Here is a 14,692-nt window from a genome sequence, read left to right as displayed (position 1 = left end):
GTCCTCGGCCCAGGCCCGGAGCCCGGTGGGTGGACGGCCGAGGACACGCTCGACGGCCTCGGGAGTTCTCACCGGCGCCCGTTGAGCGAGTCCAGGAAGCGCTGCTCGAAGGCCTCGGTGTCGGCGTCGAACGCCGCGTGGACCAGCCGGCCTGACGGCGAGGCCACGGTCCGGCCGGACTGCACGCCCGTCCGCACCACATCGATCCGGACGCGCCGGAACGTCGTCACCTCATCGCCGTGCACCGCCGCGACCGCCGCGACCGCGTCCCACCAGTACATGATGCCCAGGTCGATCAGCGCCCGCAGGTCCGGCTGGCTGACGATGCGATAGGCCAGGCGGGCGCCCGGTGCCTGCTGGTCCGCGGCGAGCCGTGCGATGAACTCACCCGTGATCGGCGCCGCGGCGGTCGCGTCGAGCGGGACCAGGTGGACACTGCCGGGCCGCGCCAGGTGCAGCACCGTGCGGGCCGAGACCGGGTCCATCCACATGTTGAACTCCTGGGAGTTGTCATATCCCGGGAGCGCGGAGCCGTACAGGTTGCCCGGCACGCCGATCGCCCCGCCCATGAGCTGGATCCGGCCCGCCCGCCGGGCCACGCCCGGCCGGCCCAGGGCGGCGGCCACGTTGGTGAGCGGCCCGGTAGCCAGGATCATGACGGGCTCGGCGGAACGCCGGACCGTGCGGGCGATCAGCTCCGGGGCGGACACCGGGGACGGGTACGGCGGCAGCGCCGCGTCGCCCAGCGCTCCGCTCAGCACGGTCTCGATCGTCGTGACCAACTCGGGCGGCGCCGGGTGCACGCCCGCGGCGGTCGCCCCTTCCGCGAGCGGCACGCCGGGCAGGCCGCACTGTTCCAGCACGCTGCGCGCGTGCCGGAGCGTACGGTCGGGCCGGCCGAAGCCGTCGTTCGCCACCGTCACCGCCCGCAGCTCGATGCGCCGCAGCTTGTGCTCCTCGCACAGATACGCCAGCGTCGAGGCGTCGTCGAAGTCCAGGTCGCTGTCGTAAATCACCGGCAAGGGCCGGGCGGGTGCCGCCGCCACCGAGGGCGCCGGATGACCCAGGACGCCGGCCATGACCGCGAGCGCCATCACGAGCACAACTGTCCGATGTGGTGCGTACACGTCTCGACTCCTCCCGCTCCCGCCCGGCCGCGCCGGCACCTGTCCAGGATGGAACAAAGGCGCCGCCCGCGCATCGTGGAGTCCGTGATCGGGTCGCCCATCGCCCGGACCCGGGACCGGCCCGCTACCACGACCAGTCGCACCTGATCGCCTGCCGCCGCCCGTCCCGGGTGCCTTCCCCCGGTGATCTACGCTGGCGCGAATGTGGCTCACCCGGCTGTTGCGGCGGCACCACGAGGCGGCCAAGTTCCTCGTGGTCGGCGGCACGTGTTTCGTGGCCACCACCGTCGTCAACTACGCGTTGAAGCTCACCGTCCTGCACGCCAAGCCGGTCACCGCGTTGGGCATCGCCACCGTGCTCAGCACCGTCCTGTCGTACGTGCTGAACCGGGAGTGGTCGTTCCGGACGCGCGGCGGCAGAGAGCGCCACCACGAGGCCGCGCTGTTCTTCGCGGTCAGTGCCGTCGGCATCGCGCTCACCGTGCTGCCGCTCGGCGTCTCCCGGTATGTCCTGCTGCTGCGCGTTCCCGAGGTCAGCAGGCCCGTGCAGGAGCTCGCCGACTTCGTCAGCGGGATCGTGATCGGCACCGCCGTCGCGATGGTCTTCCGGCTCTGGGCGTTCAAACGGTTCGTCTTCCCGCACGCCGAGGCCCGTCCCCGCGATGCGGGGACGGGGGCGCGCGACCGGGTGCGGACCCCCGGCAGCTGATGGACGGGCGTCAGCGGCCCACGTCGCTCGGGCGGTCCCGCAGCTGGATCTCCGCGCTGTTCTGCAGGAAACTCTGCTGCGACACCGGTACGAGCACCGCGTCGCGGTGGAAGCCGGGCAGGTCGACGGCCCCGCAACTGATCATCGTGGCCTTGAGCTTGGCGATGGTCAGCGCGACGTTGTCGTAGAGGCTGCCCGCGTACGGCACGTAGCCGTCGACGCCCTCCTCGAAGGTGAGCCGGCTGCCGCCGCCGTGCTCGTACCGCGACACGTTGCGGGCCCGGTTCGAGCCCTCGCCCCAGTATTCCTTGAAGAACTGGCCGCCGACCCGGACCAGCGGCGACGGGCTCTCGTCGAAGCGGGCGAAGTAGCGGCCCAGCATGACGAAGTCGGCGCCGATGGCGAACGCCACCGCCATGTGCGCGTCGGTCAGCAGCCCGCCGTCGCAGCACAGCGGCACGTACACGCCGGTCTCCCGCGCGTACGCGTCCCGCTCGGCCACGACGTCGAGCAGCGCCGACGCCTGCCCGCGCCCGATACCCTTCTGGTCGCGGGTGGTGCAGATCGAGCCGCCGCCGATGCCGACCTTGACGAAATCCGCGCCCGCGTCGGCGAGGTAGCGGAACGCGCGCGCGTCCACCACGTTGCCCGCGCCGATCCGCACATCGTCGCCGTAGGTGTCGCGAACGAACTTCAGTGTGTCGGCCTGCCACACCGAATAGCCGTCGGACGAGTCGATGCAGAGCAGGTCCGCCCCCGCCTCCACCAGCGCGGGAATGCGCTCGCGGTAGTCGTGGGTGTTGACACCGGCGCCGACCCGGAACCGCTTGTCGGCGTCGATCGACTCGTTGCGGAACCGCTTGTGCAGCTCGTAGTCGCGGCGCAGCACGATCGACTGCAGCAGGCCGCCGGCGTCGACCACCGGCAACACGTCCAGGCGGTGGTCCCAGATCAGCGTATTCGCCTCGGAGAGGGTGACCGAGGGCGGCGCGGTGACCAGCTCCGCGGCCGGGCGCATCCGGGAGGCCACCGAGCCGCCCAGGTCGTGCCGGCGCGGGTGGAAGTCGTCCGTCGAGATGAGACCGACGAACTGGCCGTGCGGGCTCCCGTCGTCGGTGACCACCGCGACATCACGCTCGGCGGACTCCAGCAGCAGCGCCACCTCGCCGAGGGTGGCCGACGGCTTGATGTTGATGTCGGAGAACCGGAAGCCGGCCTTGTGCCGCTTGACGGCCTCGACCATCGCGGCCTGGGCGGCCACCGGCTGGTTCTGATGCACGAAGCTGAGCCCGCCGCACTGGGCGAGGGCGATGGCCAGCCGCGGCGAGGACACGGCTCCCATGATCGCGCTGGTCAACGGCGTAGCGACCCGGATGGCGGCAGGCTCACCAACCCGGTGGCGCACCAGCGGCGCGCCGAGATCGACGGTGTCCGGGGTGCAGCCGGCGGTGGTGAGGCCGGGGACGAGCAGGAATTCGTTGAGCGTTCGCGACACTTCGTCGAGGATCTTCACAGGGCTCCTGAGCAGTGGGTCGGGCCGAGATAAAGGTACGAGCCTAGGGGATTTCATCCGGATCATCGAATCGCCGGGCCGGCCCGCGCCGCCGCCGACACCGCGAGAGTGCCGTGCGCCGTGGGGCGGAGGCAGGGCGTGCGCGATAGCCCAAGCTGCCGGCTCGCGCTTGGCCCTGCTGCGGCGTCGTTCTCTGGTGCCGCCGAGTTCGGCCGGCGGGGGTAGTTGTGGTTGTTCGTCCTTTGCTCTGCTTCCCCATCGGAAACACCTGTTGCTCTGCTTCCCTATGGGAAACACCAGGTGAGGATGTGTGGGGTTCCGCTTTTGGTTGCTGCCGAGCATCGGCCGGTGGGTGCTTCCCATAGGGAAGCAGAGCAAAGCCGCCCCAGGCCCCCTGCGGGGCCGCCGGAGGGCTGGGTAAGTGGGCGATGGGCACGGCTACGCAGGCTTCTGGGTGGCCTTGAGGTAACGGCGGGCACCTGCAAGTCTCGCCGTTGGCTCACTGCGGGCCTGGTATTTGTGGTCAGCAGCGTCGGGAGAGCCGGCGGCGATCCCCGATGGTCGAGGCGAGCCTCGATCCGGCGCCGAGGTGGCCGGGGGCAACGAAGAGCCTTGGCAGCGTCAGGGGCGTGCCGTCGCCCGGTCCAGGACGTCGTCGGCGGGGCAGCGGCCGCGCAGAACGTACCGTTCGGTGAAGTCGGCTACCGCGTCGCGCAGGTCGCGGGCGGCACCCCAGCGGGCCAGGGCCTCGTACGCGGCGACGAAGCACTCCCGAGCGGCGGCGGCCAGCAGGGGGTCGGTGAGCGCGTCGCGCGCGCGCGTTCCCAGAGCCGGGGTGCCGCCGCCAGTGCCCGCGCCGCGGCCTCGGCCTCGGCGGCGGCCCGCGGGTCGTCCATCAGCACGGTGATCACCGCGAGCGGCACTCGCCAGCCGTTGCCCGGCTGCCGGTCGGCCACGTCCAGTTCCAGGTGCCGGCGGGCCGCGACGGGTGGCCGCAGATCCGCGAGGTGCCGGCTGAGATCGGCGACGGTGGGCCGGTCGCCGGGCCCGGAGCGGCTCCAGGCGCGCAGCGTGCGGCCCGTGCCGGCCACCGGCGCGTCCATGACCAGGGCGGTCCAGGCGGCGCGGGGATCGGGGCCGGCCGGGGCGGACGGCAGCTCACGGCGCAGGGCCTGGCGCGTGCTGCGCCAGCCGGTGGGCCGGCCGTGCCGCAGCGGTGCGTTGGCGAACGCTGCGGCCAGCACGGGCGCGATCGCGTGCGCGAGCTGCCATCGCCGGCGCAGCCCGAACGGTCCGTCGTCGTCGGTGCCGGCCTCGAGCGCCACCCGGATCCCGGCGGTCGCCGTGCCGAACGTGTCACCGTCCGCCGTGACCGGGTCGACCGAGTCGGCGGCCTCGGCGAGCACCGCGACCCGATGCCCGGTGTCCCGATGCCCGTCGACCCGATGCCCGTCGACCCGATGCCCGGCGGCACAAAGCCCGTCGACCCAGGGCCTGGTGTTCTGGTGTTCGGTGGCCCAGTGCTCGGCGGTCTGGTGTCCGGTGTCCTGGTGTTCGGCGGCACAAAGCCCGTCGACCCGGGGCCCGGTGTCCTGGTGCTCGGCGGCCCAGTGCTCGGCGGTTTGGTGTTCGGCGTCCCGGGGCGGGGTGGTCTGGGTGAGTGGCATCGCCAGGTCCTCGGCCATTCGCTCGGCGCAGACGTCCATGCCGGGCGACGGTGGGCCGCTGACCACCAGGATCCGGGGCGATCGGGCGCTGAGGAAGCCGTGTCGCAACGGGGTTCGCTGCCGCGGGCCGGCCGGTGACGCCGGCAACCCCGGCTCGTCGAGCAACAGGTCGACGGCGAGGCCGACGAAGCCCGGGAGTCCGAGGGTGAAGGCGCGGTCGGCCAGCAGGAGCTCGGCGGCCGGTTCGGTCAGTGGTGGCACGCGGCGCTCCCTGGTCGATGCGGATGCCTATCCTACTCGCTCGACAGGAGTTGTGGGCCTTATGGGTGGCGCTGGTCCAGGGCCACGAACCGGTATCCGCGGGCCTGCAGTGCCGGGATCACCGTGCTCAGGGCGGTGTAGGTCTGTGAGCGGTCGCCGCCGCCGTCGTGGCAGAGCAGGATCTGGCCGGGCCGGGCGTCGAGGAGACGCCGGGTGATCGCGGCGACCCCGGGTCGCGACCAGTCGCGCGGGTCGTCGCTCCAGTCCAGTGGCACCATCCGGGCCTTGGCGGCGGCGCCCAGCAGGGCCGGCGACCAGTCGCCGCCGGGGGAGCGGAACAGCGTGGGGGCGAATCCGGTGGTGTCGTAGATCTTCTCCTGGGCGCGGGTCAGTTCCTTGCGCATCCGGCCGCGCGGCCGGCGGCCGAACTTGGTGGGATGGCTCCAGGTGTGGTTGGCGACCTGGTGACCGTCGCGGACCACATCGCGGGCCACCGTCTCGTGGCCGAGCACCTGATTGCCGATCATGCAGAACAGCGCGGGCACGTGATGCCGGTCGAGCAGCCGCAAGATCTTGGGCGTCCACACCGGGTGCGGCCCGTCGTCGATGGTCAGCGCGATCGCGTCGGTGGGGAACGCCGGCCCGGGCAGCGCGCGCCGGTAATCCTTCAGCGTGAACACCGGCTGCCGCAGCGGGCGCAACGCGACCGGGGCCGGCGACGGCACGCGCGGCCGCGGCGCCACCGGCCGCGGCGCCGTGGTGGCCCGCGGCGTCGACGCGGGTGCGGCCGCGGACGCCGACCCGGCCAGCACCAGAGCTCCGGCCAGGCCGGGCCCGGCCCGCAACAGGCGCCGACGCGATATCGCCGGCTTCTGCGCACTCGACTCGTCACCCTCGGTGATGGAATGAGGGGGCGTTTCGCGCTGGAAGAGGGGGAAGCGACGGATAGCCATGTGACAGAAAGCTACCAAGGTCGGACAACCGATCCCAACCCGGTGGCTCCCGCCGCCGCACTCTGTCACCGCGATGTCGGCTGCGGCTGACCCGCTGGGCCCTGGCGGTGCAGGGCTCAGAAGTAGCTGACGCGGATCGTGCCGTCGGGCATTCGGGCCCCGGCCGCGTCGAAGGCGCCCAGGTCGGAGACCTCCTCGACGGCTCCCTCCCGGGGCACGAACCAGAAGATCGTGACGTCCGGGTCCTCGCTCCACGCGGCGAGGTGGGCGGCCACGGTGGTCACGCCGTCGAAGACCGCGGTGATCTTCGCCGGGCGGCCGACGTAGTAGCCGAAGGCCGGCTGGATCAGGCCGTGCTCCAGCTCCATCGGCGCCTGCATCGGGTGGAAGCCGGTCGCGTGGTCGGTGAGCCGGTCGTCGGAGATGGTGAGCGCCTCGACGATCCGGCCGTCGGCGGCGCGCTCCCCGATGGACAGCGCGATGGTGATGTCCGGGGTCTCCGACCAGGTGGCCGGGACGAACGAGAGCACCCAGTTGGTGCCCGGGCCGCCCGGCAGTCCGGTGTCGACGACCTCGCCGAGCCGGCCGGCGACCGGTTTGACCGTGAACGGCGGCTTGGAGACGGGCACCGCGGGCACGGACGCCTGCACCCACGTCGCCGGCGGCAGCGGGTCGTGCTCCCGGATCAGCAGCAGGCCGCCGGCGAGCAGGGCGGCCAGGGCGCCGGCGCCGGCGGCCACCCCGACGGCCGTTCGCCGTGAGCGTTCGACCGCTCCGGTCGTCTTCCCGTCCGTCATTTCCCGCCCTCTGCCGTGCCCGGGTTGTCCGCGCCTGGGCAGCTTAGGGCGTGCGTCCCGCCGGGGCGAGGCCGCTCAGGTCAGCACGGCGCGGGTCAGGTCGGCGCCCTGCGGGTCGGCACGGCACGGCACGGTGCGGGTCGGCACGGCACGGCACGGTGCGGGTCGGCACGGTGCGGGTCGGCACGGTGCAGGTCGGCATGGTGCGGGTCGGGTCGGCACGGCACGGTGCGGGTCGGTGCGGGTCAGGTCAGCACGGTGCGGGGCTTGGCGAAACCGTTGAAGCGGGAGGCGTAGACGGTTGTGTAGGCGCCGGCCGAGCCGATGAACAACTCGTCGCCCTCGCGCAGGTCCGCCGAGAGCGGCACGTTTCTGGCGTACGTGTCCTGGCCGTCGCAGGTCGGGCCGGTGATGTGCCAGGAGCGCCGGGCCGCCGAGCCGCGCCCGTCCCAGATCGGGTAGCGCAGCTCCCCGCTGGACTCGAGCACCTCCATCATCCCGTTGAAGACGCCCAGGTCGGTGTGGACCCACCAGCCCGACGGCCGGCGCGCGACCCCGATGACCCGGCAGCGGAACGTGCCGGCCTCGGCGACCAGGCAGCGGCCCGGCTCGGCGAAGACCTCCACCGGGTACGGCAACCGGGCCGTACCGGCGGCCGCGGCCCGGCCGAACGCCGCCAGGGAGGGCACCGGCTCGTCGTACACCGCCGGGAAGCCGCCGCCGATGTCGACCATCTGCAGCCGGATGCCGTGGTCGACGAGCCTGGTCAGGACGGTGCGCACGGCCTCGAGCGGCGCGGTGAGCGCGGCCGGGGTCAGCGACTGTGATCCGATGTGGAACGTGATGCCGTACGGCACCAGCCCGAGCGTGCGCGCGCGCACGAGCAGGTCGATCGCCCCGGGCACGTCGACACCGAACTTGCCCTCGCTGGGCACCACGCTGCTGCCGTCGCCCGTGGACAGCCGGGCGTAGACGCAGCTGCCCGGTGCCTCGTCGGCGACCCGCCGCAGCTCGTCGGGCGAGTCGACGGAGAACCGGTAGACGCCGGCGCGGGCCGCCCACTTGGTCTGCTCGCGGGCCCGGACCGGATTGCTGAAGAGCATGTCCTGCCCTGGAACGCCGAGCGAGCGCAGGATTCCGATCTCGTCGACCGAGGCGACCTCGAAGCGGGTGCCCGCGGAGTGCAGCACGCGCAGCACCCCGGGATCGTTATTGCATTTAGTCGCAAAGAAAATTCGAACGTTCGTGAATGCGTTCTTGAATTCTTCGACGGCGGCGGCTATACGCGCGGATTTCATCTCCAGGACCGGTACGCCGGATTCCAGGACCGGTGCGCCGGAAACAGGGGGATCTGCTGGCTGTCCGGCCGGCGGATCGGCTACCGCGGGGCCGGGAAGAAAAGTGCGCAACGGGGAACCCCTTCACGCTGGGTGACAGCTCCACTGCACAGCGTACACCTCGGCAGTGGGGTTGGTGAATACCGTGGCGGTCGAAGATTCGCTCATCGCCAGAGTTTCCGCAGGCCACCTGAGCCCTGACAGCCGATCGGGGCGCCCCGTGTGGGGCGCCCCGAACCGGTGTTACCGCAGGGATCCGATCATGCGCAACGACGTGGCCGAAGAAGACGTTTCACTATCTTGAAACGGATCTTGCCTTCCGGGAAGTTTGCTGTGATCCACTACTTCCCACCGTTGCGCGCGTTTCGGTAACCTCTCATCTGGTGATATCGAACTCGCCGTCCTTGGCCGAGTGAACAAACTCGGCCCAGTCCGACGGGTTGAAGACGAGAGCTGGTCCCGTAGGGTTCTTGCTGTCGCGTACGGCGACGACTGTGTCGAGGATTGCGACCTCGACACAGTTGTTGCCGCCGTTTCCGTTGCTGCGACTGCTCTTCTTCCAGACGGCAGCGTCGAGTCGGTGCGTAGGCATGCCAAGCACCTCCCTTCAATATGCGGTTGTCGTTCTCCCCTGCGCGTTTTCGCGCAGGCCCTACCTACGAAGCAAGCCCTCGATCATCTTGATGGACAAGCGCGGATCGAGAGCTTTGGCGCTCAGCCGCCCGAACTCGTCACGGTACCGGGCGACCTCTGAATGTTGCTCTTCGTAGTAGTCTCCCGCAAGACCCTCTAGGTAAACTACATCCAAATGAGTGGTCTCCCGGAACTCCAAAACCGCTGCTGAACCCCCCAGGAAGGGGTGTTCGCCGGCGTCGAAGGGGAGAATCTGAACCGTTACTGTCGGTAATTGCGCGGTCTCTATCAGGTGCCGCAACTGCTCGTCCATGACATCCGGGCCGCCGATCACCCGCCGCACGACGGATTCGTCGACCAGGGCGAGGAGTTCCAGTGGATTCGAAGCCCGCAGCCGGCCCTGCCGCTTGAGTCGCAGCGCGACCCGGCGGTCGACCTGGTGCGGCGCGTCCTGCGCGCGGCCGGTGCGCATCAGCGCGCGCATGTAGGCCTCCGTCTGCAACAGACCCGGCAGGACGATGGGTTCCCAGGCCAGCAGGGTCGAGGCCTCCGCCTCCAGCCCGACGAAGTTGCCCGGCCGCATGATGTCGCGGTAGTCCGTCCACCAGGTGCGCTCGCGCGACATCCGGGCCAGCGCCATGAGCGCCTCGCGGTAGGTCTCGTCGTGCACGCCGTAGAGCGTGAGGAGGTCCTTGACGTCGCGGGCGGTCACCGCCACGCGGGCGGTCTCGATCCTGGTCACCTTGGCCGCGTGCCACTCGAAATGACGCCCGACGGTCTCCTGGGTCAGGCCGGCGTCCTCACGGCAGCGCTTCAATTCCGCGCCCAATCGGCGCCGTCGCAGTGTCGGGCCCTCGTCAGTGGACACCGCCGCCCCCTCGGTCGTCGGGAATGGATTTCACTCTGACATCCGCGTCTTGCATCAGACCTATGCGCCGGTAAAAACGCCGACGTGATTTCGAGTCTAGTACTTCTTGTGTTGACCTTCGCGCTGGGTACATGATGCACCGGACAGCGAGTTAGCGCGATCTATACGGGCAGTTGCCCGTTGACGAAACTCAGGTCGATGTGTCTAGGGAGTGGCGGCGTGCTGGCTGACCAGTTCTATTTGATCGCTCACGAAGATCGGACGGGCCGTTCGCGGTTGCACCCGCGGGCCACAGGTATCGGCCTGGCCGCGTCACTACTGGGTGAGCTCATCCTCGACAACAAACTTCGGATCTTCGCGGGCGATCTGGAGATCGTCAGCAACCAACCACCGCGTGACGGGCTCGACCACGCCATCCTCGACCTGCTCATCGCCCAGCCGCAACACCGCGACGTGCGGACCTGGCTGGCGTACCTGTCGCAGGACGCGGCCGACCGCGTCGGGCAGCGGCTCGAGCGCTCCGGCGCGGTGGAGTCGGTGACCAGGCGCCGGATGCTGAGCACGCAGACCTTCTATATGCCGAACAACGAGCTGCAGCGCAACGCGGCCGCCTGGGCGCCGATGCGGCTGGCGAACATTCTGGTGCGCGGGCTTGACATGGCGATCACCGATCGGGTGCTGGCCGGCCTCATCGCGGCGACCGGCCTGACCCGGCACGTGCTCTGGGACTTCGAGGCGCACCGGACCGCGTTCTCCGTCCTGCCCAACACGGTGGCCTCCCTTCCCGAGGACCTGCGGCAGCTCATCGAGCACACCGAGGCCAGCGTCGGGTCGGTCCTCGCCGTCGGCCGTCGGTGAGCTCTCGCGGGCGGCATCACCGCCGTCAGGACAACTTCGATCAATGGGCCGGGAGGCTGTTGATGGCGCGTAAGGAACCCGCCGAGCCGGACATCATCTCGAGCGCACTGGCCCGAAACCGGCTCGGCGTCCCGTCGGTGGTGTTCTTCGGGGTGGCCGGGGCCGCGCCGCTGACCGTCATCATCGGCGCGATCTCCGCCATCTACGCGATCATCGGCAACACGGCGGTGCCCGTGGCCTACCTGGTCACCGCCGGCATCCTGTCCATCTTCACCGTCGGCTTCGTCGCCATGAGCCGGCACATCGTCAACTCCGGCGCCTTCTACGCCTACATCAGCCACGGGCTGGGGCGGCTGGCCGGGGTCGGTGCGGCGTTCGTGGCGCTGCCGGCGTACGCGCTGATGCAGATCGGCCTGTTCGGCCTCTTCGGATCGGCGGCCTCGGACATCCTGGCCGCCCTCGGGGTCAAGGTCGGCTGGTTCACCTGCGCGCTGGTCGCCTGGGCGCTGGTGGCGCTGCTGGGACTGCTCTGGGTGGACCTCAGCGGCAAGGTGCTGGCCGTCCTGCTGATCGCGGAGATCAGCGTCGTGCTCATCTACGACCTCGTCATGATCACGCACCCGGCCGGCGGCAGCGTCAGCTTCGCCACGCTCAACCCGGCGCCGCTGTTCACCGCGGACGCGGGCCCGATGCTGGTGCTCGCTATCGCCGGCTTCGTCGGTTTCGAGGCCACCGTCGTGCTCTCCGAGGAGGCCAAGGACCCGAAGCGGACGATCGCCCGGGCGACCCATCTGGCCGTCATCCTCGCCGGCCTGCTCTGCGGGCTGTCGGCCTGGGCGATGTCGGTCAGCACCGGACCGAGCCAGGTGGTCGCGGCCGCCCAGGCGAACCGCACCGACATGGTCTTCGAGCTGGTCGCCCCGCACGTGCCGGCGATCCTGGTCCAGGTGGGCTACATCCTGTTCATGACGAGCGTCTTCGCCGCCCTGCTCGCGTTCCACGCCGCCGTGGCCCGCTACCAGTTCGCGCTCGGGCGCGAGGGCGTGCTGCCCGCGGCCTGGGGCCGGACCCACCCGCGTACCGGTGCCCCGCTGATGGGCTCGATCACCCAGAGCGTGCTCGCGCTCGCCGTGCTCTCGGCCTACGCCGTGGCCGGCCTGGAGCCGCTGTTCTGGGTGTTCGCCTGGCTGACCACGATCGGCGGGCTCGGCGTGCTGCTGCTGATGTGGGCCGCGTCGTTCGCCGTGCTCGCGTTCTTCGTGCGCCACCGGGGCCGGGAGAACGTCTGGCGCTCGCAGATCGCGCCGATGATCGCCTTCCTGCTGCTGAGCGCGGTCCTCGGGATCACCATCATCGGCTTCGGCGAGATCCTGCAGGTCTCCGGCGACTCGCCGTTCCAGTGGCTGGTCCCGGTGCTCTACCTCGCGGTCGGGGCGATCGGCGTCGGCTGGGCGCTGGTGATGCGCGCCGCGCGGCCCGAGGCGTACGCGGCCATCGGCCGGGGCGTGGACGGCCGGACGATCTCGTTACCGGAAGGCCCCCCTTTGACCAAAGGGTCACATGAACCGGTGGGGGCCCGCGGATACCACTACTGACTCATTCGGAGGAGAGGAAGGAGGTCGGGGAGATGACGAACGGGCCGGCGGGCACTCCTGATGCCACGCCGGCCCCGCATCACCACCTGACGTTCCTCGCGGCGCACCCCGGACGGACAAGGTCCGAGGTATCGGCAGCGCCCCGGCGGAGCGCCACCCACCGGCGGAGCCGGAAGACCCGGGTCCTGGCAGGGACCCGCGCGAAGGAGGCGCCTATGGCGTGATGTCCGGTGACCCTCAGGCTGCCGCGGCTTCCGCGCTGAAATCGTAGAGCCAGTACGACTGCTGGTCGATCCGCTGGAAGCGCATGTTGGCGGTGAGGCGCTCGACCATGGACCGGAAGATGTGCGAGAAGTTGAGTACTTCGTCGTTGTAGGAGCAGATGTCGATGCCGACGAGCCCGTTCTGGGTCGCGGCGGTGATGTACAGCTGCTCGACCAACTGCTTGAACATGTGCCGGCCCTGGGCCTTGGGGTGCACCGCGACGAATCCGATGTACCAGATCCGGTTGCCCGCGTAGTGCTCGGGCCAGTGGCGCTCGAAGTACTGCGGTGCGATCAGTGGCACCGCGTCGAGGTTGTTGGTGTACGTGGCCAGACCGCACAGGGTCCCGTCATCGCCGAGGCAAAGGTACTTCTGGACCCGCGCGTCGTCCATGACCTCGTCGAATTCGTGGCGGTACATCAGATGCCGCTGCACCGCCATCGTGTTCAGCTCACGGAACGCGGAGAGATACAACTGCCATGCCGACTCTCCGAGCTCGTCGTCGTTGATCTGATCGACAATTTTGATGACCATGCTGTGCTCCCCGCAATGCCCGTCGGAGACCATCGACCCACGACTGCACTGAAGTTGATCGATGGGTATTTGACCAACAGAGTACGGAGAGTGATTCAAGAACAACAGACTGTGAGCAGCACATTTTTGGTCTTGGACCGCCCTACCCGCCGAGATCGGCGATTTTGGCACACCAAGGTCATGTACTTGCTGCACATTGCACAAAGGACACGCCCCTGGCGACCGGCCGGGCCGTCGCCGCCTCGCCCCTCGAGCGGCGACGGCCCGCTCGCCGTGCCGCCCTCAGTCGGACGGTGCGTGGAGGCTCCGGCGTGACGACTCGGTGCCGCCGTAGCAGACGGCGATCATCACCGCGACGCACACCAGCGCGATCGCCGGGGCGAGGGCGAAGCCGTACCGGATCCCGGCCGCCACCAGCGGCCCGCCGAGCGCCGATCCGGTGGCGCTGCCGACCGCGAAGGCGGTCGCCACCCACGCGAACGCCTCGGCGACGGTGCCCGGCGCCGCCAGCCGATCGGCGGCGAGGAAGACCGCGGTCAGCAGCGGGGGCAGGGCCATGCCGCTGATCGCCAGCAGCACGGCCATCAGCGCCGGGCGGGGCGTCGCGAGCAGCGGCAGAAACCCGGCGGCGAGCGCACCGGCGAGCAGCGGCAGCCGGCGCGGACCACCGGGCCCGGCGCGGGTGTAGAGCAGGCCGCCGGCCAGCGCCCCCGCCGCCTGGGCCGCGAGCAGCCAGCCGCTGAGCGACCTGGTGCCCGCGGCCTCCGCGTAGCCGGTCAGCGCGACCGGGATGCTGCCGATCGCCAGGCCCGTGCAGCCGACCCCGGCCAGCATCAGCGTGAAGCGGTGCGAGCGCAGCGGCCCGGCCCAGTGCCGCACCGCCCGCACGCCGCGCCACTTCCGCACGGCCGGCGTCAGCGCGAACCCGGCGGTGCCGGCCAGTTGCAGCACCGCGGCGGTGAGCAGGCCGGCGGTCGGGCCGCCGAGGGCCACCGCGGCCACGGTGGTCAGCGGGCCGACCACGAAGATCACCTCCTGGACGGCGATGTCCAGCGCGTACGCCGCGGGAACGACCGCCGGGGACAGCAGATCCGGCCACAGCGCCCGCAGGCAGGCCTCCAGCGGCGGGGTGCCGGCCCCGGCCAGCGCCGCACCCACGGCGGCGGCGGGTGTGCTGTGCCCGCCGGCCGCGACGATGACGAAGCCGGCCCCGGACACCAGCGCCGAGACCCACAGCACTGGCGGCTGGCGCCACCGGTCGACGGTGCGGGCCAGCAGTGGCGTGCTCACCGCCATCGCCGCCGTGTACGCCGCGACCAGCAGGCCGGCGGCGGTCAGGCTGAGGGACTGGCGCGCGAACAGCAGCAGCGCCAGCGGCCCGGAGGCCAGCGGGAGGCGGCCGATCTGGCTGGCGAGAAGGACCCGGGCGACCTGCGGCGCGCGCAGCACCGCGCGGACTCGGGGGGAGGTGGGACTGACCGTGGACATGACACATCGCTCCCTGTGCGACGGGGCTGGTGGGACGCGCCGGTGCCAGGTCGGCGTCAGGGAGCGAAATCGGCCCGTTCGTGGTCGT

Annotated in this window: 13 protein-coding genes; 3 read left to right on the top strand and 10 right to left on the bottom strand. The window is 70.9% G+C overall.

All coding sequences use genetic code 11. The features are described from left to right. Positions 1-68: 68 nt before the first annotated feature. Positions 69-1,127 (bottom strand): nucleoside hydrolase, encoded by a 1,059-nt coding sequence (locus DMB66_RS00510; protein WP_125801979.1) that lies wholly within the window; start codon positions 1,125-1,127, stop codon positions 69-71. 202 nt (positions 1,128-1,329) lie between these two features. On the opposite strand from DMB66_RS00510, the gene DMB66_RS00505 reads away from it, so the two are divergent. Beyond that, positions 1,330-1,836, top strand: a complete 507-nt coding sequence (locus DMB66_RS00505; RefSeq protein ID WP_125801978.1) for a GtrA family protein — start codon at positions 1,330-1,332, stop codon at positions 1,834-1,836. Positions 1,837-1,846: 10 nt separating this feature from the next. Here the strand turns inward: DMB66_RS00505 and DMB66_RS00500 are convergent, their stop codons facing one another. The 7 genes from DMB66_RS00500 to DMB66_RS00460 all read right to left on the bottom strand — a co-directional run bounded on the left by DMB66_RS00500 (position 1,847) and on the right by DMB66_RS00460 (position 9,865). After that, a complete protein-coding gene (locus tag DMB66_RS00500) occupies positions 1,847-3,349 on the bottom strand; it encodes an IMP dehydrogenase (protein ID WP_125801977.1) in 1,503 nt (500 codons plus the stop codon). A 701-nt stretch (positions 3,350-4,050) separates the two neighbouring features. Beyond that, entirely contained in the window at positions 4,051-5,277 is a 1,227-nt protein-coding gene (locus DMB66_RS60935; protein WP_158647095.1) for a glutamate-cysteine ligase family protein, read from the bottom strand. Between the two features lie 59 nt (positions 5,278-5,336). After that, a complete protein-coding gene (locus DMB66_RS00480) occupies positions 5,337-6,230 on the bottom strand; it encodes a polysaccharide deacetylase family protein (protein WP_125801976.1) in 894 nt (297 codons plus the stop codon). A 116-nt stretch (positions 6,231-6,346) separates the two neighbouring features. After that, on the bottom strand, positions 6,347-7,027 hold the full coding sequence (locus DMB66_RS00475; RefSeq protein ID WP_125801975.1) for a hypothetical protein: 681 nt from the start codon (positions 7,025-7,027) through the stop codon (positions 6,347-6,349). A 245-nt stretch (positions 7,028-7,272) separates the two neighbouring features. Then, the gene (locus DMB66_RS00470) at positions 7,273-8,325 is read right to left on the bottom strand and encodes a type III PLP-dependent enzyme (protein ID WP_125801974.1); all 1,053 of its coding nucleotides are present in this window, start codon (positions 8,323-8,325) and stop codon (positions 7,273-7,275) included. A 415-nt stretch (positions 8,326-8,740) separates the two neighbouring features. Further along, a complete protein-coding gene (locus DMB66_RS00465) occupies positions 8,741-8,956 on the bottom strand; it encodes a DUF397 domain-containing protein (RefSeq protein WP_125801973.1) in 216 nt (71 codons plus the stop codon). Between the two features lie 60 nt (positions 8,957-9,016). After that, positions 9,017-9,865, bottom strand: a complete 849-nt coding sequence (locus DMB66_RS00460; RefSeq protein ID WP_125801972.1) for a helix-turn-helix transcriptional regulator — start codon at positions 9,863-9,865, stop codon at positions 9,017-9,019. Between the two features lie 219 nt (positions 9,866-10,084). Here DMB66_RS00460 and DMB66_RS00455 point away from each other — a divergent pair, with 219 nt between their 5' ends. Together DMB66_RS00455 and DMB66_RS00450 are read left to right on the top strand one after the other, a co-directional pair. Further along, complete coding sequence (locus DMB66_RS00455) at positions 10,085-10,723, top strand: GPP34 family phosphoprotein (protein ID WP_125801971.1); 639 nt, start codon at positions 10,085-10,087, stop codon at positions 10,721-10,723. Between the two features lie 62 nt (positions 10,724-10,785). Then, positions 10,786-12,318 carry an APC family permease gene (locus tag DMB66_RS00450; RefSeq protein WP_125801970.1) on the top strand — a complete coding sequence of 511 codons (1,533 nt, stop codon included), beginning with the start codon at positions 10,786-10,788 and terminating at the stop codon, positions 12,316-12,318. 237 nt (positions 12,319-12,555) lie between these two features. On the opposite strand, the gene DMB66_RS00445 is transcribed toward DMB66_RS00450, so the two are convergent. Then, positions 12,556-13,116: a GNAT family N-acetyltransferase gene (locus DMB66_RS00445; RefSeq protein ID WP_125801969.1), complete on the bottom strand. Its 561-nt coding sequence runs from the start codon at positions 13,114-13,116 to the stop codon at positions 12,556-12,558. A gap of 282 nt (positions 13,117-13,398) precedes the next feature. Beyond that, positions 13,399-14,604, bottom strand: a complete 1,206-nt coding sequence (locus DMB66_RS00440; protein WP_125801968.1) for an MFS transporter — start codon at positions 14,602-14,604, stop codon at positions 13,399-13,401. Positions 14,605-14,692 lie beyond the last annotated feature (88 nt).

The organism is Actinoplanes sp. ATCC 53533 (genome assembly GCF_003947245.1).
This window is presented reverse-complemented; position numbering and strand designations above follow the sequence as displayed.

Coding starts and splice junctions, on each gene's coding strand:
- DMB66_RS00440 (WP_125801968.1), bottom strand. CDS start 14,604: ATGTCCACGGTCAGTCCCACCTCCCCCCGAGTCCGCGCGGTGCTGCGC.
- DMB66_RS00445 (WP_125801969.1), bottom strand. CDS start 13,116: ATGGTCATCAAAATTGTCGATCAGATCAACGACGACGAGCTCGGAGAG.
- DMB66_RS00470 (WP_125801974.1), bottom strand. CDS start 8,325: ATGAAATCCGCGCGTATAGCCGCCGCCGTCGAAGAATTCAAGAACGCA.
- DMB66_RS00480 (WP_125801976.1), bottom strand. CDS start 6,230: ATGGCTATCCGTCGCTTCCCCCTCTTCCAGCGCGAAACGCCCCCTCAT.
- DMB66_RS00465 (WP_125801973.1), bottom strand. CDS start 8,956: ATGCCTACGCACCGACTCGACGCTGCCGTCTGGAAGAAGAGCAGTCGC.
- DMB66_RS00475 (WP_125801975.1), bottom strand. CDS start 7,027: ATGACGGACGGGAAGACGACCGGAGCGGTCGAACGCTCACGGCGAACG.
- DMB66_RS00505 (WP_125801978.1), top strand. CDS start 1,330: ATGTGGCTCACCCGGCTGTTGCGGCGGCACCACGAGGCGGCCAAGTTC.
- DMB66_RS00450 (WP_125801970.1), top strand. CDS start 10,786: ATGGCGCGTAAGGAACCCGCCGAGCCGGACATCATCTCGAGCGCACTG.